Source organism: Colwellia sp. 6M3 (genome assembly GCF_014077595.1).
Taxonomy (GTDB): domain Bacteria; phylum Pseudomonadota; class Gammaproteobacteria; order Enterobacterales; family Alteromonadaceae; genus Cognaticolwellia.
On record NZ_JACGWF010000031.1, the window covers coordinates 14,331 to 34,887 of the forward strand.

Here is a 20,557-nt window from a genome sequence, read left to right on the forward strand (position 1 = left end):
CAGTATTTACCTATGCTTGTGCGCTGTCTTTCATCGCTTCAACAGCCCAAAGAACACGTTCAGGGGTTGCAGGCGTATCAAGCGCGGGGCTTAACTTGTAATCTGACACACTCGAAATTGCATCTTTAAGTGCTGACCAAACTGAAATACCTAACATAAATGGTGGTTCACCGACCGCTTTAGAGTTGTAAATAGTTTGTTCTCGGTTAGGATCGTCAGGCACTAAATCAACTCTAAAATCACTTGGTGTATCACTGATTGCCGGAATTTTATAAGTTGCAGGATTATTAGATAACAGTCGACCTTGATCATTCCAGACTAATTCTTCAGTCGTTAACCAACCCATACCTTGGATAAATGCCCCTTCAATTTGGCCAATATCTATTGCTGGATTCAACGAATGCCCTACGTCATGCAAAATGTCGGCACGTAATAATTTATATTCACCCGTTAGCGTATCAATTAATACCTCAGATACCGCAGCACCGGTTGAATAATAGAAGAATGGTCGACCTTTACCTGTTGCGCGATCAAAGTGTATTTTTGGCGTTTTATAAAAACCCGTTGAAGATAACGACACTCGGCCCATATAGGCTTGCTGAATAAACTCTGCAAATGAGAATGTTTCTGTTCCCACTATGACTTGGCTTTCTTTAAAGTGTACCTCGGCTTCACTAACGTTATATTTTTCACAAGCAAACGCGATTAAACGGCCTTTAATGGTTATAGCTGCCGCTTGTGCCGCTTTACCATTTAAATCGGTGCCTGATGACGCCGCTGTTGGTGAAGTATTAGGAACTTTATCAGTTCGGGTAGCAGAAACGCCGACCGTATCCACGTTAACTTGAAACTCTTCAGCAACAATTTGGGCCACTTTAGTATATAAACCTTGGCCCATTTCTGTGCCACCATGGTTTAAATGAATAGTACCATCGGTATAAATATGTACTAAGGCACCTGCTTGGTTTAAGTGTTGAACAGTAAACGAAATACCAAATTTAACGGGTGTTAAAGCAATACCTTTTTTTAATATGGTGTTTTCAATATTGAACTGACTAATGCTTTTTCTGCGCGCTTGGTAGTCAGCACTTTGCTCTAATGATGAAATTAATTCCGCCATTTTATTATGCTCTACCGTTTGATGATAATGCGTAACATTGCGCTCATCTTTACCGTATAAATTGATTTTACGGATTTCTAACGGGTCTTTACCTAAATAGCGCGCAATATCGTCCATCACCATTTCAATGGTCATCATGCCCTGCGGTCCGCCAAAACCACGATAGGCGGTATGCGACACAGTATTTAATTTACAACGATTACCGGTAACCGTTGCTTGATCTAAAAAGTACGCGTTATCAGAATGAAACATAGCTCTATCGACAATGGCATCTGACAAATCAGGTGAATAACCACAATTGCCGTTTACTTCGATATTAATACCTTTAATTTGACCGTTATTATCAAAACCAACGCGGTAATTATTTTCAAAAGGATGACGTTTACCTGTCATACACATGTCGTCTGATCGGCTTAATTTAAACTTTACAGGACGTTTGGTTTGATTAGATAAAAGCGCAGCTAGACAAGCCCAAGGCGCAGCTTGAGTTTCTTTACCACCAAAACCACCGCCCATACGGCGAGTATCTACAATCACTTTATTTAGAGGAATATCAAGCACTTCAGCCACTAGCTTTTGTACTTCACTCGGGTGCTGTGATGATGAAAACACGGTCATGCCGCCGTCTTCAGTTGGCTCGGCAGTAGACACTTGCCCTTCAAGATAAAAGTGCTCTTGACCTCCAACAGAAATTTCACCCGATAATTGATGCTCTGCTTGTTCAATTGCAGACTCTGAATCGCCTCGTTTCATGGTAAATGGCGGACGAACAAAGCTTTGTTTCGCTAAGGCATCTTTTACCGTTAATACAGCGGTTAATTCTTCATATTCAATTTTCGCTAATTTAACTGCACGTCTAGCTAAATCATGACTGGTAGCTGCTACAGCAAATATTGGTTGGCCAATATAATCCACTTGACCAATAGCCAACACCGGATCACCCGGAAATACAGGGCCAATATCGGTATGTCCTGGAACATCTTCAACCGTGATCACGGCCACAACGCCTTCAGCTGCTTTAACGGCCGATAAATCGATACTTTTAATGCGGCCGTGTGCAATGGTACTTTGACCTGCAGCAGCATGTAACTGCCCTTGAAGGCTTGGTCTGTCATCAATATAAAGCGCTTCGCCACTGACGTGTTTGTCAGCGCTTTCATGCTTTTTAGAGCGACCAACACCGCCTTGACCGACAGAAGCTAATTCTGCATTGATATTTTCGTTAGAGTGCTTTGTATTTATAAGACTACGCATAATTAACTACCCGTGTTTCAATCTGTTTACTTTGTAATTCTAAATAACACTTTTGAATTAAGTTTTGTGCCACTTTCATGCGATATTTATCAGAAGCACGTACATCTGACATCGGCTTAAAGTCGAGTGCTAATGCTGATTGCGCTGCGGTGATACTTTCGCCATTTAAGGTTTTATTTAACAAGGCGGCTTCACATTGTTTAGCGCGCATAGGAATACCCGCCATGCCACCAAAGGCAATACGAACATTGGTGACAATATTATCTTTAAGTTCGATATTAAAGGCCGCTAAAACTGCAGAAATGTCGTCATCAATGCGTTTAGATATTTTGTAAACCTTTAAAACCTTATCTGGCGCAGATTTAGGTATATAAATGTTCTTTATAAACTCAGACGGGTTTAACAGCGTTTTTTTGTAATCAACAAAGAAGTCTTCTACTGCTATTTTTCGTTCGCTGTCACCGCATTGCAAGGTCATTTCTGCACCTAACGCAATTAAAGCTGGCGGCATATCACCGATAGGCGAAGCATTACCAATATTGCCACCTAAAGTGCCATTATTACGGATTTGTCTTGAGCCTATGCGCTCAATCATTTCACCAAGCTCATGATATTCTTTATGTAACATTGGAGTAAACTGGCTGTAAGGCACTGCTGAGCCAATAATAAATTCTTCAGCCGTGTTTTCTATCATGTTTAATTCAGCCACATCTCCCAAATAAACTAGGTCTTCAATGGTGGCTAAATTTTGTGTCACCGTTAATGCTAAATCAGTAGCACCGGCCACTAAAGTTGCTGACGGATTTTTTAATAATTTTTCGGCTAACTCTACGACAGTTTTTGGCGCGAAGTAATGATGACGAGCATTTGATAATGCCGCTGAAGGTAAGGTTTTAAACTCATTCAACTGTTGTACTGTTTGACTATAATGTTCGGCAAATGAGTCAGCTTCGCAATGCTCACTAGACGCCATAGCCGCGTCAATAATTGAGCGATAGCCTGTACAACGACATAAATTACCCGCCAGCGCTTCTAGTACTTCTGTTCGGTTAGGCTTGTTATTTTGTTTATGTAAGGCGAATGAAGACATAACAAAGCCTGGTGTACAATAACCACATTGCGAGCCATGATTATCGACCATAGATTGTTGAACATGATGCAGTTTTGCACCCTGCTTAAGATGCTCTACGGTGATCAGTTGCTTACCGTGTAAACTGCCGACAAAGCTAATACAGGCATTTATCGATTTATAATCTAGCGTTTGGTTATCTTTGGTTAACTCAGCAATAACAACCGTACAAGCGCCACAATCTCCTGAGGAACAGCCTTCCTTGGTGCCACTATTAAATCGCTCTTCACGTAAATACTGAAGAACCGTTAAATTAGGATCTATATTTTCTATTGTAACAACGTCGTTGTTTAATAAAAAACGCACTGTACTTATGGTCATATTGAATTTCGCTTCTTGTTTTGTGATTTTATAAAGTGCTTATGTAGTATTAAATATATCAGAATAAAAACCTGACACAAGTGTCAATTAATGTTTTTCGCGTTAAATATTAAAAATTACTTTAGCGCATACTCTGTTAACGCTTTAGCTCAATAGCTTTCAAACGAATAATTTGCTAGCCTTAACATCATAATAATAGTTTAAAATCCCAAAAATCTCGTGGATATTTCTCGGAAACATAATGGACGAAGTCGATAAAAAAATTGAGCAATGGGCAATTCAAATGCCAGAACTCGATACTAAAGCTATGGCTATTACTAGCCGAGTATTAAGAATATCAAAGCACATGAGCGATGAATTAACTAAGTCATTTCGTGATTACGAACTTACAGATGCTGGCTTTGATGTTTTAGCGACGTTGCTGCGTATCGGCCCTCCGCATGCGCTTTCGCCAAATCAATTGCTTGAACAAATGTTGATAACCTCAGGCACGATGACCAGTCGAATTGATTTACTTGAAAGTAAAAAACTGGTTAAACGCACAACCAATAAAAAAGATAAACGCAGTGTCACTGTTTCTCTCACGCCGAAAGGCTTAAGTCTTATTGAGAAAGTGATTGTTGAACATGCGCAAAGCCAAAAAGCCGTAGTGTCTTGTTTTACATCAGCAGAGCAAGCGCAATTTGAGCATTTATTAAAGCGCTACCTTACGCAAATAGGCTACTAAGCAATCCATATTTAGCCGTTGATGTTCAGGTATAAAAAAACGCAAGTAATGTCATTAAATTTGATTATTACATGCGTTTCTAGTTATCTCTTTAGTAAGGTCTTCCGTAAATAATTACTTAGCAGGACGTATAAAAGGCATATGTCTATTTACGTCTTTGTACAGTAAATATCTGAACGGGCCTGGGCCACCGGCATAACAAGATTGTGGGCAAAAGGCACGTAACCACATAAAATCACCTGCTTCTACTTCAACCCATTCACCATTGAGATGATAAACCGCTTTGCCTTCTAATACATAAAGGCCGTGCTCCATGACATGAGTTTCATCAAACGGAATAACTCCACCGGGTTCAAATGTAACAATATTCACGTGCATGTCATGACGCATATCTGATTGTTCAGTAAAGCGAGTGGTTTTCCATACGCCGCCAGTATTGGGCATTTCAATGCCTTCTACTTCGTTATCACTGGTAACAAAGGCTTCAGGTGCATCGATGCCTTCCACAAATTGATACGCTTTGCGGATCCAATGAAACTTAACGTTGGCACTGCTGTTATTTTTTAGCGTCCATTTGCAACCAGGCGGTAAATAAGCATAACCACCTGTTTCAAGGTGATGGTTAACGCCTTCAATATTTACGTCCATTTCGCCTTCAACAACAAACAGCACACCTTCTGCTTTTTCGTCTAATTCAGGTTTTTCAGAGCCACCATTTGCGCCAACTTCAACAATATATTGTGAAAAGGTTTCTGAAAAACCACTTAATGGACGCGCGATAACCCACATACGCATATTTTCCCAAAAAGGTAAGTAACTGATCACAATATCAGTTAACACACGTTTTGGAATAATGGCATATGCCTCAGTAAAAATTGCCCTGTCTGAAATCAATTGTGTTTGTGGTGGTAAACCACCGGTTGGTGCATAGTAAGTGTGTTTATCTGACATGGTCTTTATTTCCTTGATGTCTGGGCTGCAATGAATTTTTTTCTGTATTCATGCAACAATGGTTCGGTATACCCATTAGGTTGGGTTTTACCTTTAAATATTAAATCTAACGCGGCTTGAAAAGATAAGCTGTTGTCAAAATCGTCTGACATCGCTTGGTAAGCGTTATCGTGTGAATTTTGTTGATCAACCACCATCGCCATTTTCTCTAAAGATGACCTAACCTGCGCTGGTGTTAGAATATTGTGCTCTAGCCAATTACAAATATGTTGGCTTGAAATACGTAACGTGGCTCTGTCTTCCATTAAACCTATATTGTTTATATCAGGAACTTTTGACGCTCCCATACCTAAGTCAACCCATCTTACGACGTAACCGAGTAAGCCTTGTGCATTGTTGTTTAATTCATTCTCAATGTCTTTTGTAGTCAGGCTGCTAACGTCGCTAAGCAAAGGTACTGTTAAGATATCATCAATGTTAGCGCGTGGTCTTTTTTCAATTTCTTTTTGCTGAGCAAATACGTCAACTTGATGATAATGCATAGCATGAAGCGTTGCTCCCGTTGGTGATGGTACCCAAGCGGTATTAGCACCTGATAATGGGTGAGCAATTTTTGCTTTCATCATTGCCGCCATTTCATCGGGTATTGCCCACATACCTTTGCCTATTTGCGCTTTACCTGTAAAACCACAAGCTAACCCTATATCTACATTCCAATCTTCATAGGCTTTAATCCAAGGCTGTGCTTTCATATTACCTTTGGCGACCATAGGACCAAGCAACATACTGGTGTGAATTTCATCGCCAGTTCTATCTAAAAACCCCGTATTAATAAAAACAACGCGGCTTTTAACGGCTCTGATACATTCTTTTAGGTTTACCGTCGTGCGGCGCTCTTCATCCATAACACCAATTTTAATGGTATCTCTGTCTAAGCTTAAAGCATCTTCAACCGCGTTAAAAAGCTTATTAGCAAATGCTACTTCTTCAGGGCCATGCATTTTAGGCTTAACAATATACACATTGCCATTTCTGGAGTTACGATGCAGGTTGTTTTTTTGCAAATCATGTAGCGCAATCAAGGTGCTGATCATAGCGTCCATAATGCCTTCTTGAATTTCAAAGCCGTCTTTATCAACGATTGCGGGGTTTGTCATTAAATGGCCAACGTTGCGACAAAACAATAAGCTGCGGCCGTGTACACTAAAACTTTCGTTTGCAAGGTTTTGATAAACTTTATCTGCTTTTAAAATACGTTTGGAAACCTGACCTGATTTTTCGATGGTTTCGCTTAAGTCCCCTTTCATTAAACCTAACCAATTACGATATACCTTAATCTTCTCTTTCGCGTCAACGGCTACAACAGAATCTTCAAAATCTTGTATCGTGGTCAGCGCGGACTCTAAGGTAATATCCCTTACGCCAGCAGCATCAGTTTTACCAATGGTTGAAGTCGGGTCTATTTCAATCGCTACGCGTAAATCATGATGGGTTAGTAAAATAGAACTTGGGCTGCTTTGCGTTCCTTGATAGCCGATTAATTGTTGGCTATTTTGTAGTTGTGTTGTTGTGCCATCGTTTAATGTTACCAATAGTTTATTATTGTTAATCGAATAAGCACTAGCATCATGATGAGTAGCTTTAATCAAAGGAAAATGTTCGTTTAAGAAGTCTCTACCATAAGCAATAACTTTGTTTGCTCTAATCGAGTTATGTGATCGCCCTCTTAATGCTCCACCTTCATCACTGATAACATCGGTACCATAGAGTGCATCATATAAACTTCCCCACCGTGCGTTAGCCGCATTTAATGCAAAGCGTGCATTAGCAGTTGGCACCACAAGTTGAGGACCTGCTTGTGTGCTAATTTCAGAATCTACATTTTGGGTAGTTATTTTAAAGTCTTCACCTTCTGGCACCAAGTAACCAATTTCTGTTAGAAATGTTTTGTACGCTGACAGATCAAACTGGCCTTGATGCTTTAAATTCCACTGATCTATTTGTGCTTGTATTTTATCTCGCTTAACTAATAGCGCTCTGTTTTCAGGCCCTAATTCGTGGGTGATTTCAGATAAAGCCGTCCAAAAGTGTTGCTCTGAAATATTCAAGCCAGGCAGCACTTCTTCTTTGATAAAGGTTACTAAATCATTATTAACTTTTAATAAGTCTTTTTGTTGGAATTTTGTCATGTATTAATTACTCATTACTCTTGGATATTTAAAGCTTCATTACCCATAAATGTAAACAAATACTTAACACCTGTCAACAAAGACAGTTAATTGTAAACAAAATTGTTGACAATTTAAAATAAACTGCTCTATAGTATGCTGAAGAAAAGTGTTTTATTTAATCGCATTCAAATTTTTACTGAAAAACTATACTGAAAAACTATACTGAGAACATCTAAGTTTTAGTTAGTTCTACAAGGAATAATAAATGGCTAAGTTATCCACACACGTATTAGACACTGCAAATGGCGTTCCTGCACAAGGCATAAAACTCGAGTTCTTTCGAGTAGAAGGTACTGAGCATCAGCTTATTAAAACCTTAATAACAAATGCTGATGGTAGAACTGATGAGTTGTTACTTGACGCTAATGATATCGAAGTGGGTGAATACGTGATTGTTTTTCATGTTGGCGATTACTTTTCAAAGATCACAGGCGATAGTACTGAACCTGCTTTTTTAAATCGTATTCCAATCAATTTCGGTATTTTTGATGCTGATGCCAATTACCATGTTCCTTTATTAGTTTCCCCGTGGAGTTATTCGACATATCGTGGAAGCTAAATCACAATTCAGTCGTTTTTCAATATTTTAAAAAAGGTGTTCAGCATGAAACAATGGAATATTTATCTCTCAGGTGAAATTCATACCGATTGGCGCAAACAAATAGAACAAGGCTGCAAATCGCTACCTGTAGTATTTACTTCGCCAGTTACAGTGCATGAGCTTAGCGATGCTGCGGGCGATCATTTAGGGCATGCAGAAGATCCCTTTTGGCGCGACCATCAGTCTTCAAAAGTAAACGCAATAAGAACGCAAACGCTGATTAATGATTGCGACCTAGCCATTATTAGATTTGGTGACAAATATAAACAATGGAACGCGGCTTTTGATGCTGGTCAATGTGCTGCCTTGAGTAAGCCTTATATCACTCTGCATGATGAGAGTATTATTCATCCACTTAAAGAAGTTGATGCTATGGCATTAGCTTGGGCGAAAACAACAGACGATATTATCAAAATCATTGAATATGTAATTAAACAATAATAGAAAGATAACTTCTTAATTAATCACTTAAATATAAAATAAAGGAAAAAAAATGGCAGATTATAAACGTATTTTCGTCGCGATCACCCCACACAGGGAAGAACAACCCGCCCTTGCTCGTGCTGTTTTTTTGGCAAACAAATACCAAGCGACATTGGTTTTAGGCAGTTCAATGTATAATCGCAGTATAGAAAAAGCCTCAGGGGTGGCGGCTGAAAGCTGTAAAGAATTAAAACAAACGTTAATGGACGATCAGAAAAAAGTGATGCTAGCATTGGCTGCTTCACTTGAAATTGAAACAAAAACTGAGTGTGTAGTGACGTGGCATAAAAAGTGGTATGAAGGTGTTATAAGCCTAGCCACAGAAAATAACTGTGATCTTATTATTAAAGAAACCAAACATTACAAGAAATCGGTTCGTAACTTATTTACCCCTGATCATTGGAATTTACTTCGTTGTAGCCCGATTAATGTGCTGATGGTTAAAAACCATAAATGGACCTGTAACGGCGATATCGTTACCGCCATCAGTTTAGATGACGGCGATAGCGAGCATCAGTGTTTAAGTGAAAAGGTGGCGAAAGAAGCTGCTTCTATGTCAAAACTATTTGGTGCAAACTTACATTTTATCAATACGGTCAGTAAGGCCCCTATGCATATCGCAGTAGATAAATCGGCTTTCGATCCAGATAAAGTCAATGCTCGAGTTATGCAAAAGCATAAAGAAAGCTTAAAAATATTAGCAGATAATTTAAATATTGCTGATGTAAACATCATTGTCGAAGAAGGTTTACCCGGTCACGTTGTGCCAAAGTTATGTGACGATTTAAATGCTGAATGTTTGATACTAGGATCTGTTGGTCGTAAAGGTGTAACGGCCGCGTTATTAGGTAATACTGCTGAATATATTATCGACAAATTGGACTGCGATACTCTTGTTGTTAAAGGCTAACTACCTAAGGGCTATTACATTATTAATAGCCCTTATTCTTATTTCTCTCAATTTACGACCTGCACTTACTTCAATTGCTCCCGTTATGGAGCGTATTGTTCAGGACTTATCACTCAGTCGTGCTAGTGCAGGGTTAGTTACCACAATTCCTGTACTGTTAATGGGTTTCCTCGCCCCCATTGCGCCTATTTTAGCGCGACGGTGGAGTCAAGAACGCGTGTTAACAGCTGCTATGGCATTACTCTTCGCTGCCTTATCCATTCGTTACTTTAGCCAATACAGTTTCTCGCTATTATTAATTTCAGCATTCATTGCTGGCGTTGCTATTGCTATCGCCGGTCCATTAATGTCTGGCTTTATAAAACAGTACTTTGCGCGTCATATTACGCTCGCCATCACGATATATTCTGTCAGCATTTCTGTTGGAGCATCACTTGCCGTAGCGCTGACGATTCCGATCATAAAGCTCAACAACGACCATTGGGAGCGCGGGTTAGCTGCATGGGGATTATTGGCCTTAGTCGCTTTTCTTATGCTGCTTATTTTTATGCCTAAATCATCCAGTAACAATCAACCGGCTTACACCCATCAAAAACTGCCGTTAGACTCTTTCAGAGCTTGGTTGTTAACCGGGTTTTTCGCCGCTCAATCTGGTGTTTTTTATGCATTGTCAACATGGTTAGTAGCACACTTTCAGCATGCAGGCTTTGATACTATTAAGGCAAGTATGCTAGCGAGCTCGTTTATGGCTTCGGGCATCATAGGTGCATTTGCATTACCATTATTAGCTGCACGCGTAGCCAATCGTAATATACTCATTGCGGGGGTAACGCTGTCTTCTACATTTTTAATCCTATGCATTGCATGGCAACCACAATGGCAGCCAATTTTAATAGTATCACTGTTAGGAATTACAACATCGGGAACATTTGCACTCGCACTTGCCTTGCCCGTTATGGAGTCAGACTCGCCACAATCTGCGTCACAATTATCTTCTATGATGTCATCTTTTGGTTATATTGTTGGAGGTGTTACGCCATCGCTGGTCGGTATAGGTCGAGACATAACACACAGTTTTGAATGGCCAATGACGTTTTTGTCTGTATTAAGTTTTTCTATGGTGATAATTGCCCTATTTTTACAAAATAAACCTAGCGATTAAGGACATTAAAAAGCCCGTAAGTCGATATAATCGTCTTACGGGCTTTTAGGTTTTGATAAGACTTGTAAGTTACAACAACTTAACTAGCACTATGATGCTTAATCCAATGCTCAGCTATATCTTGTCTTCTACATAACCATACATCATTAAACTGTTCTACATAGTCGAGAAAACGCACTAAACTTGCAAACCTACCTGGTCGGCCAATAATGCGACAATGCAGTCCTATCGACATCATTTTCGGTGCGTCTGCACCTTCTGCATACAAGGTATCAAAGGTATCTTTTAAATAGTTAAAGAACTGATCACCGGCATTAAAACCTTGTGGGCTGGCAAAGCGCATGTCGTTTACATCAAGTGTATAAGGTACGATTAAATGTGGTTTGTTTATGCCGTCAATAAAATAGGGTAAGTCATCAGCATAACTATCAGAATCATATAAGAATGAGCCTTCTTCCATGACCAATTGTCGCGTATTTTCACTCATTCGGCCTAAATACCAACCTTTAGGCTTTTCGCCGGTCATTTCTTGGTGAATAGCAATGGCCTTTTGTAAGTGTTCACGCTCAGTATCAATAGATACTTTTTGATAATCGATCCAACGATAACCGTGGCTGGCAATTTCCCAATCAGCTTCTAACATGGCTGCTACCGCTTCAGGATTTCTCTGCATCGCCATAGCAACACCGAAAACGGTAACCGGTACTTTTCGCTGTGTAAATAAACGATGTAAACGCCAAAAACCTGCACGACTGCCAAACTCATAAAATGATTCCATATTCATATGGCGTTCATTTTCAAAAGGTAAGGCACCAATAATTTCAGATAAAAAGGTTTCAGAGGCCTTATCGCCATGCAAGATACAATTTTCTGCACCTTCTTCATAATTAATAACAAATTGAACCGCTACTTTTGCCTTGTTCGGCCAATTAGCTTGTGGCACTTTTTGCCCGTAACCTTTCATGTCTCTTGGATAATCATTAAGATTTTCTGATGTCATATTAATGTCAACTCGATAGTTTAATTTCTAAATTTAAATTTGTAACTGCTGCTTTAGGATTTTTCCATTTAACAACATAAATACGGTCTCTAGCAGGTAAGGAAATAATAAATATCCTGAATATTAAAGCTTATCGACCGTTGCTCATATAAGCTTTTATACTGGTAATATAAGTAGTTTTGGATATAACATCTCTAATTAAAAATGTATTTGGAAGAACTGAATTACCTTTAAAAGTACTCATTATTATTAAAAATAGTTGAGCTGAGGCAAGTTAATTTTTTAGCTTCGTCATTTAGTATTATCTAATAATCACGTTAAAGAGTTAATATAAAATTAATATTATCGAACAAAAGTTATCAATTTATTGCCCGATAATAATATGCTAGTTATTCATATAATAACTAAGGCTAGTTCGTCTTAACAAACTAGCCTTATATAACTTAATCAGGCTCGTCTGGAACAATTAGATTAAGGAAAATAGCAAGAAACGCTGCAGGAAGTAACCCTGTTGCCAATAATGCTTTAGCTGTACTTGGCATATGCTGTAAAGCACCCGGTTCAAGCATTAAACCAAAACCTAAAGACAATGATATAGCAAATATCACCATATTACGGCTTGTCCAATCTACATCAGCAAGCATTTTCATACCTGATGATGCCACCATACCAAACATTAATATAACGCCACCGCCTAATACTTCAATGGGAATGGTAGAAATAATGGCACCCACTTTAGGGATAAACCCACAAATAATAAGGAATACCGCCCCTATAGTGGCCACATGTCGACTCATTACGCGTGTCATGGCAATTAAGCCTACATTTTGCGAGAACGAGGTGTTTGGTAAACCACCAAAAATGGCAGAAAACGATGAACCTAAACCATCAGCAAACGTAGCACCTTTGATTTCAGTATCTGTTGCTTCTCGATCGGCACCACCTTTAGTAATACCCGAAACGTCACCTACCGTTTCAATAGCCGATATAAAGGACATGAGAACAATACCGAGAACTGCTGCAACCGTAAATTCAATACCAAATGGTAGTATTTTAGGCATTGCAAAAGCAGCGGCACGGCCAACATTATCAAAGCTCACCATACCGATTGAGTACGCTACAACGTAGCCTGCAATCAAGCCTAGTAAAATTGATGATACTGACAAAAAGCCTTTGGTAAAAAACTTCAAGCCTAGGGTTACAACAATAACAACACTAGCAACACCCCAGTTTTGTAATGAACCATATTCAGGTGTACCAATAGCTGGCACGCCACCAGCGGCATATTGAATACCTACTTTCAATAAAGAAAGACCAATCATAGTAACAATTAAACCTGTGACTAAAGGAGGTAGAGCAAAACGTAAACGACCGACTAATGGCGCTAAAGCAGCTTGGAATAAACCGCCAATAAATATACCGCCAGTAACCGCAGCCATTGCATCGACACCTTTACCAGCGACTAATGGAATTAAAATGGGAATAAAAGCAAAGCTCGTTCCTTGAACAATAGGTAATCTAGCACCAATTGGGCCAGCACCTATGGTTTGTAACAAAGTAGTTGCACCAGCCAGTAACATACACATTTGCATCATGTATAGCATCATAGGGAAGTCTGGTGAGTTCGAGCCAAAACCAAAGCCCGCAGCACCTGCGATAATAATCGCTGGTGTTATATTTGCTACAAACATGGCGAGTACATGCTGAATACCCAAGGGAACTGCCACGCTTAAACGCGGCATGTAGTTAGGATCACGACATTGTTCCGGTGTTCCTACAGATAAATTAGACATATTATTTTCCTCGTTTAGACAGCCAGACTAAAAAGTCCAACGTACCATAATTTGTGGAACTGATTCGTCACGTCCTTTAATACCTAAACGGTTTTTCCAGTATTGATATTCTACGCCAACAGCAAAGCTTTCATTTGCATGCCATAGCACTTGAGGTTGCATTAATAAGTTTGATTCACTACCAAAGCCATCACCTTCTCCTGAGGTCCAATCTAAAAAGCCTTCGAATGAAAATTTCTCATCACTAATAGAAAAATCTTTGCTCCAAACTAAGTTAAACTGTACAGAACTGCCGTCTTTTGTAGGATCATCACGGTATTGTAAATGCGTTTTAACAAATTTAAAGCCAGATACATTCCAATCTAAACTTGCCCCGCCCATTTTTACTATTTTGGTGGTAAATTTATTAGAAGTCATATCAGCTTGAACGATACCATAGACACCTTTGATTACGCTGTTATCTTCAGGCTTGAAAAAACGATATCGAGGTCCAAATTCTAAATGTGTACCGCTGGTATCATCAGCATTGCTTATGTTAGTTACATCAGCGAAAAAATAAGTATCACCCCAAGTAAAACCTGTTGCATTGGCAATAGTAAAAATAGCTTCGTCTTTATCAGCACCATTAAAACCGCGTGCATAGTCTTGACCATATAAACCTTCTACTTTTGTAGAGCTCCAGACGGACGCTTGTGCAGTTGTTACTGCTGCGCTAGCTAAACCAACTAACAGGGTCGAGGCAGCAATAGCTGTAGTAATCTTATTCATGTTTTATTCTCGCTTTTGTTGTGTTGTTGTTGTGATACTTTATTGTTTTATTATCTTTATTTTTTTAAATTATTTTAATTATTTTTTTCTTGTTTACAGCACTTTCAACATCAGTAAAAAGTGACTGATTTATCACTCTAATGTTGATTTTGTTGATTTTGTTGATACCAAGTTGATACTAACTGTCGCTCTTCATCAGTCATGCCCGTTAAGTTGCCAATAGGCATAGCTTTAAGGACTACTGCTTGTTGATAAATTTGTGGCATTTGCGCTTTAATTTGTTGAGGCGTGTCGTACATATAACCTTTTGGCGCTGCTGCAAAACCCAATTGCGTAGGCTTTTGTGCATGACAAGTTGCACATCGCTGTTCAATAACAGTGGCTACTTGAGAGAATTCTACTAATGGAGCAGAAGTATCAAGCGTTATATTTTCAGTTTTAGGTGCCATGGCCCAGATAACGCCAATCATAATCGCAATGGCGGCAATAAGTGCGCCTGTTAAGGGTTTACCAGGGCTGTGACGTGAGACAAAGAAAATACGAATTAAGGCGCCTGCCATAGAAATAGCAATTAAAATCAACCAATTGTATTCATGGCTATAAGTCATTGCATAGTGATTACTGATCATCACAAATATCACTGGCAAGGTGAAATAGGTGTTGTGAACTGAACGTTGTTTACCTGCAATGCCCGGTGCTGCGTCAACCTCTTGCCCTGCTCTGAGTCTTTCTACCATTTGCTTTTGACCGGGAATAATCACGAAGAGTACACTGGCGGCCATAATCGTACCTAACATCGCACCGAAGGTCATAAAAGCCCCTCTTCCGGTGAATATTTGCGTCAGAGCGTAGGCTGCAATTGATACCAAAATAAAGATAACAATGCCTAAAAGTAAATCGTTTTTAGCTAAAGCAGATTTACACAATATGTCATAAATAATGTAGCCACCGAACATAAAACTTAAACTAACGGCTATGGCTGTGCCTTGCGTCATATCAACTTTGCTTGCATCAATAAGATAGATATCTGCGCCATACCAATAAACAATCGCCATTAAGAAGAAGCCGCTGATCCACGTTGTGTAGGCTTCCCATTTCGACCAGTGTAGATTGTCATCTAGTTGGTCATTTTTAGGCCCAAGCATATACTTTTGGGAATGATAAAAACCACCACCATGAACAGCCCAAAGCTCTCCGAATACGCCATTTTCAGTATCAGAAGATTTTTTCGGCTTACTTAATGAGTTATCGAGCATAACAAAATAAAAAGATGCACCAATCCATGCAATACCTGTGATGATATGAAGACTGCGAACTAAAAAATTTAACACGTCAAAAAAATACGCTTCCACCTGCTTGATCCTTTTCAATAATGATTATTGTTTTAATGATAATTAATACCAATAATATTTTTAAACATGAATAGCCAAAACTCTTTATGTTAAATAACCTTGGCTTATATTTTCTTGCTATGCCAGTGATCTTAATGAAATTTTTTCAGAACTATATTTCATAGCCTTTGTTAAGGTCTTTTATTGCTAAAGAGTATTAACAAATTAAACTTAGTAAATTGATAAAACATTATTCGATGCTAATAAAATATTCTTTATTTGCCTGTTACCGAAAAGCAAAACATTCGATAGTTGTTGGTATTAGCGTATCTATGTTTATTGCTGTTTATTGATTAACCAATATCAACCTAGCATATTGAACAAAAAACAGATTGTCAACAATCATGCATACAATAATCTGACATAACAGGCAGGTTGAGATTTTGGCAAAGAAAAAACCGCCCAAAAAACGAGGTCTTGGGAGGATTTTTAGCGGGGAAATTAAAATAATTAAACTCACGTAAACGCTTAACTTATGCCTGAATCACGCTTATTTTTTTACAATAAGCTAAACATAAGTTTTATTTAAGTTTTGTTTAAGATTGGTGTTAAGTTACGAGAAATTTAAGTCTGATATGACAGGCCACAGCCCTTTAAAATTATATGCTTTATAGTTCTTTTAGCTTCGTCGAAATCATCTATATTGAGCGGTCTTTCCAAGGCTGCTTCAATTTCTACGGCGAAATTAGCATAATGTTGCGTAGCACCCCAGATAGTAAAAAGTAAATGATAAGCCGAGACTTTATCTATTTTACCTTGTGCTTGCCATGCTTCTATAACCTTTGCTTTTTCATCTATCCAGTGTTTAAAATCCGTTTGAAGATACTCACTTAAATAAGGAGCACCATGCAATATTTCACTGGCAAAAATGATCGAAGCTGTGGGGTTGATACGTGAATACTCTATTTTCGCATCTATATAGCTAGCAATGGCTTGAGCAGGATCATCGTCGGCGTTTATATTCGCAAAAGCTTGATTCCAAAGATTAATAATATTTGTTAATACCGCACCGTACAACGCTAACTTATTTTTAAAGTAGTAATGGATATTAGTTCGAGGTAGTTTAGCCGTCTCAGCGATACGCGATATTGAAGCACCATTAAAGCCATATTGCTTAAATTCTTGGCCAGCTGCAGCTAATATTATATTTTTGTTATATAAACGCGTTTTTTGGTGTGAACCACCTAAGGCGTCTTCATTGATTTGTATTTTCGTCATATGTGGATCTATTTACGTAATTTAAATTAGCTCATGTGCTAACGTTTTTTAAAAATATCAACTAAATCACCAACGGGCTCTTTATCTTCTAGTTTTAAACGCGATTTAATGCCTTGCACGTGGTTATACATTAGCTCAGAAGCTTTGTCGACTTGTCCTTTTTGCATAACGTCAATCAGTTCAAAATGCTCTAAGTGAGAACATTTAGGTGCGTCAGGTTGCTCATACAACACAATAACTAGAGATGTTTGTGGTATTAAAGTGGTGATAATGCGCTCTAAAGTGGCATTTTGTGATATTTTTGCGAGCATTAAATGAAAGTCTCCACCTAGTTGAATTCCTTCAACCATATGTTCGTCATCAATATTGTCTTGCTCTGCTTTTACGATACGTCGAAGTAAGTCAAAGTCACTCGCCGTTGCATATTTAATCACATCTTTAACGATCGCCACTTCAATAATTTTTCGAGCTTCAAGAATGTCATGCGCTTGCTTGACGGTTGGACTGGCAATAAAAGCACCTTTATTAGGCTCTATCTCTATAATATGATCTTGCGACAGACGCAGTAAGGCACTGCGGATAGTCGTTCTGCCGACATTGAATATTTTTGATAAATTTTCTTCAGTTAGCCGAGTGCCAGGACGTAAACGAAACGACAAAATCGCGTCGAAAATCTCTTGATATATTTCCTTATCACTTATTTTTTTTGGTTTTTTATCAGCCACTAACTTCTCTTTCATCACATTCCTAAATACGGGTAAATCAATTTATAGCAAACTTTCAAGCGCTTAGTATATACCCAAAGTATCATAAGATGCGCGTTTCGATGCCAATAAAAACGATAACTGAAGTAGATAAAGATAAGATATGAAGGGTTAGATATTGAATTTATTTTGAATAATAATGAGTACACATGGTTTACTTTATTAAAGTAAACCATGTTTTTAGTGTTTTTAAGGCTTAATTATATTGATACCCGTTTATAGTCTCTGTACTCAGCTTGCCAAAAATTGTTTGCAATATTCGCCAGCAAAACATCGTCAGTTATGGGTAAAGCAAGCGCTTGCTGCATTGCCACTTTAGCGACAGCAAACGCTATTTTACGACTTAATGTCGCAATATCGGTCATTGGCGGCAACAAAGCAGCATTAGGATCTGTCGCTTGTGGTGATGCATCAGCAAGTGCGTTGCTGGCCGCCATTAACATCTCATCACTAATAATTCGGGCGCTACAAGCAAGTACACCTAAACCAATACCCGGGAAGATATAACTGTTGTTACATTGGGCAACATGAATATACTTACCTTTGTGCGTTATCGGCGCAAATGGGCTACCTGTTGCAACAACAACTTCGCCATCCGTCCATTCAATGATTTGTGCAGGTGTAGCTTCAACCTGCCTAGAAGGGTTACTTAATGGAAATATTATAGGTCGTTCACAATGTAACTTCATGCTACGTACCACCTGTTCGGTAAACAAACCTGGCTGACCTGAAACACCAATCAAAATATCAGGCTTGGCACAATTAATGACATCAATTAACACCGGATATTCTGAACTATATTCCCAATCTACAAGCGATGATAACGGCTGCTGCAACACGCTTTGAAAATCACGTAACCCGCTCATACCTTGTGTTAACAAACCATATCTATCGACCATAAATATTTGTTTACGTGCTTGTGTGTCACTTAATCCCTCAAAACACATTTGTTGAATTAGCATTTCGGCAATACCACAACCAGCTGAGCCACCGCCAACAAAAGCCACTTTCATCTGTGAAAGCTTAGTTTTTCGTGTACGACAAGCCGCTAATATTGTGCCTAAAGTGACCGCCGCTGTACCTTGTATATCATCATTAAAACAGCACACTGTATCTCGGTACTTATTCAGTAATGGCATTGCATTAGGTTGAGCAAAGTCTTCAAATTGGATCATCACTTCTGGCCAACGGCGTTGGGTTGCTTGAATAAATAAATCCAAAAACTCATCGTATTCAGCTTGACCAATACGTTGATGTTTAGCGCCCATGTACATAGGATCGTTCAATAGTTTCTGATTATTTGTGCCTACATCCAACATCACCGGTAGTGTGTAAGCTGGGCTAATACCCCCACAAGCGGTATATAACGAAAGTTTTCCAATCGGAATACCCATACCACCAATACCTTGGTCGCCAAGTCCTAAAATTCGTTCGCCATCAGTGACGACAATCACTTTAACTTTACCTTTGGTGGCATTTCTCAAAATATCGTCAATCAAGTATCGGTCTTGATAGCTGATAAATAACCCTCTAGAAGAACGGTAAATATCTGAGAATTTTTCACAAGCATCACCAACGGTTGGGGTATATATAATTGGCAGCATTTCTTCAATGTGCGCTTGTATCAACCGAAAGAATAAGGTTTCGTTAGTATCTTGAATAGCACGCAAATAAATATGCTTATTCAATGGCTCATCAAAGCTTTTGTATTGCATATAAGCGCGTTCAACTTGTTCTTCAATTGACTCATAGCGCGGCGGTAATAAACCCAGCAAATTGAAATTTTTTCGCTCTACCTCAGTAAATGCACTACCTTTATTTAATAAAGGTGTTTCAAGTAAGGCGGGGCCTGAATGTGGAATGTATAAGTAGTTTGACACTGGATTATTGCTCATTAACGTTATAGCTCTTGTTGGAAGGTGAAAGAAATTACCGCTGCATTTATTTTATCTTGATACCAAGATAACAAGCGATTATCTTGATATCAAGATAATAATTGTGATTTATTTCATATCGGCTAATAACATTAAGTTATAAATCTAACGACGATACAATATCCAGTTGATTAATTGTCGGCTCATTTTTAATGGTTAAAATAAAAGCTACGGCGTTATAAGATTGATAAGTAGAAGTGATCAAATAATGAGTTATGGCTATTCAATATAGGAGAACAAAATGGCTTATGTAGATGGTTTTGTATTAGCAGTACCCACTAAAAATAAAAGCAGCTACCTAAAACTCGCTGAAGAGATGGCGGTTATTTTTAAAGATCATGGCGCCTTAACCGTAGTAGAAAATTGGGGCGACGATGTCCCTGATGGTGAAATCACCTCGTTTCCTATAGCAGTAAAGTGCGAAGCTAATGAAACGGTGGTATTTTCTTGGATCACTTGGGCTTCTAAAGAGGCAAGGGAGTTGGGGATGAAAAAAGTCATGGCAGACTCTCGCATGAACTGGGACAACATGACGATGCCTTTTGACGGTAAGCGGATGATCTTTGGTAGTTTCGAAACCATTTTGGAAAAATAACGAACTTAATATCTCAGGTTATATCTCGCTAGGGTGTACTGACATTTCGATAGCTCGGTAAGTTTAATAGCCATGGATAAAAATATAAAGCTTGTTGAATTTATTCTCGATAGTCATTCTTTAAATATAAAAAAATAGCCCACTAACTACATTAGTGGGCTATTACTGGTTTCTAAAAGTGAAGCCTTTGGTTCATAACTTAAAA

General features: G+C 38.7%; 17 protein-coding genes. 6 read left to right on the forward strand and 11 right to left on the reverse strand.

What is annotated here, in order from left to right:
- Nucleotides 1-10 precede the first annotated feature (10 nt).
- Nucleotides 11-2,374, reverse strand: coding sequence for a xanthine dehydrogenase molybdopterin binding subunit (gene xdhB / locus H4J50_RS08835; protein ID WP_182255793.1), 2,364 nt, complete (start codon nucleotides 2,372-2,374; stop codon nucleotides 11-13).
- A complete protein-coding gene (gene xdhA, locus H4J50_RS08840) occupies nucleotides 2,367-3,824 on the reverse strand; it encodes a xanthine dehydrogenase small subunit (protein WP_182255795.1) in 1,458 nt (485 codons plus the stop codon). Before xdhA ends, xdhB begins: the two co-directional genes overlap by 8 nt.
- 241 nt (nucleotides 3,825-4,065) lie before the next feature.
- On the opposite strand from xdhA, the gene H4J50_RS08845 reads away from it, so the two are divergent.
- Nucleotides 4,066-4,551, forward strand: a complete 486-nt coding sequence (locus tag H4J50_RS08845) for a MarR family winged helix-turn-helix transcriptional regulator (RefSeq protein ID WP_108455923.1) — start codon at nucleotides 4,066-4,068, stop codon at nucleotides 4,549-4,551.
- Between the two features lie 114 nt (nucleotides 4,552-4,665).
- On the opposite strand, the gene H4J50_RS08850 is transcribed toward H4J50_RS08845, so the two are convergent.
- A complete protein-coding gene (locus H4J50_RS08850) occupies nucleotides 4,666-5,502 on the reverse strand; it encodes a bifunctional allantoicase/(S)-ureidoglycine aminohydrolase (protein ID WP_182255797.1) in 837 nt (278 codons plus the stop codon).
- 5 nt (nucleotides 5,503-5,507) lie between these two features.
- On the reverse strand, nucleotides 5,508-7,691 hold the full coding sequence (locus H4J50_RS08855) for a malate synthase G (protein WP_182255799.1): 2,184 nt from the start codon (nucleotides 7,689-7,691) through the stop codon (nucleotides 5,508-5,510).
- 247 nt (nucleotides 7,692-7,938) lie between these two features.
- Here H4J50_RS08855 and uraH point away from each other — a divergent pair, with 247 nt between their 5' ends.
- The 4 genes from uraH to H4J50_RS08875 are packed head-to-tail and all read left to right on the forward strand — an operon-like array spanning nucleotide 7,939 to nucleotide 10,889.
- Complete coding sequence (gene uraH, locus H4J50_RS08860) at nucleotides 7,939-8,292, forward strand: hydroxyisourate hydrolase (protein ID WP_108455920.1); 354 nt, start codon at nucleotides 7,939-7,941, stop codon at nucleotides 8,290-8,292.
- Between the two features lie 45 nt (nucleotides 8,293-8,337).
- Nucleotides 8,338-8,775, forward strand: coding sequence for a YtoQ family protein (locus tag H4J50_RS08865; RefSeq protein ID WP_182255801.1), 438 nt, complete (start codon nucleotides 8,338-8,340; stop codon nucleotides 8,773-8,775).
- A gap of 52 nt (nucleotides 8,776-8,827) precedes the next feature.
- Nucleotides 8,828-9,727: a universal stress protein UspE gene (uspE, locus tag H4J50_RS08870; protein WP_108455918.1), complete on the forward strand. Its 900-nt coding sequence runs from the start codon at nucleotides 8,828-8,830 to the stop codon at nucleotides 9,725-9,727.
- Entirely contained in the window at nucleotides 9,711-10,889 is a 1,179-nt protein-coding gene (locus tag H4J50_RS08875) for a CynX/NimT family MFS transporter (protein WP_182255803.1), read from the forward strand. Before uspE ends, H4J50_RS08875 begins: the two co-directional genes overlap by 17 nt.
- A 79-nt stretch (nucleotides 10,890-10,968) precedes the next feature.
- On the opposite strand, the gene puuE is transcribed toward H4J50_RS08875, so the two are convergent.
- The 7 genes from puuE to H4J50_RS08910 form a co-directional block, all read right to left on the reverse strand.
- On the reverse strand, nucleotides 10,969-11,889 hold the full coding sequence (gene puuE, locus H4J50_RS08880; RefSeq protein ID WP_108455916.1) for an allantoinase PuuE: 921 nt from the start codon (nucleotides 11,887-11,889) through the stop codon (nucleotides 10,969-10,971).
- Between the two features lie 443 nt (nucleotides 11,890-12,332).
- Nucleotides 12,333-13,682, reverse strand: coding sequence for a uracil-xanthine permease family protein (locus tag H4J50_RS08885; RefSeq protein WP_108455915.1), 1,350 nt, complete (start codon nucleotides 13,680-13,682; stop codon nucleotides 12,333-12,335).
- 27 nt (nucleotides 13,683-13,709) lie between these two features.
- Nucleotides 13,710-14,450: an outer membrane protein OmpK gene (locus tag H4J50_RS08890; protein WP_108455914.1), complete on the reverse strand. Its 741-nt coding sequence runs from the start codon at nucleotides 14,448-14,450 to the stop codon at nucleotides 13,710-13,712.
- A gap of 137 nt (nucleotides 14,451-14,587) precedes the next feature.
- Nucleotides 14,588-15,802, reverse strand: a complete 1,215-nt coding sequence (locus H4J50_RS08895) for a urate hydroxylase PuuD (protein WP_182255805.1) — start codon at nucleotides 15,800-15,802, stop codon at nucleotides 14,588-14,590.
- Nucleotides 15,803-16,405: 603 nt separating this feature from the next.
- Nucleotides 16,406-17,059 carry a TetR/AcrR family transcriptional regulator gene (locus tag H4J50_RS08900; protein ID WP_108455912.1) on the reverse strand — a complete coding sequence of 218 codons (654 nt, stop codon included), beginning with the start codon at nucleotides 17,057-17,059 and terminating at the stop codon, nucleotides 16,406-16,408.
- Between the two features lie 38 nt (nucleotides 17,060-17,097).
- Nucleotides 17,098-17,799: a GntR family transcriptional regulator gene (locus H4J50_RS08905; RefSeq protein WP_108455911.1), complete on the reverse strand. Its 702-nt coding sequence runs from the start codon at nucleotides 17,797-17,799 to the stop codon at nucleotides 17,098-17,100.
- A 224-nt stretch (nucleotides 17,800-18,023) separates the two neighbouring features.
- On the reverse strand, nucleotides 18,024-19,718 hold the full coding sequence (locus H4J50_RS08910; protein WP_182255807.1) for an NAD-dependent malic enzyme: 1,695 nt from the start codon (nucleotides 19,716-19,718) through the stop codon (nucleotides 18,024-18,026).
- A 280-nt stretch (nucleotides 19,719-19,998) separates the two neighbouring features.
- Between H4J50_RS08910 and H4J50_RS08915 the strand changes: the two genes are divergently transcribed.
- A complete protein-coding gene (locus H4J50_RS08915) occupies nucleotides 19,999-20,352 on the forward strand; it encodes a DUF1428 domain-containing protein (RefSeq protein ID WP_182255809.1) in 354 nt (117 codons plus the stop codon).
- Nucleotides 20,353-20,557 lie beyond the last annotated feature (205 nt).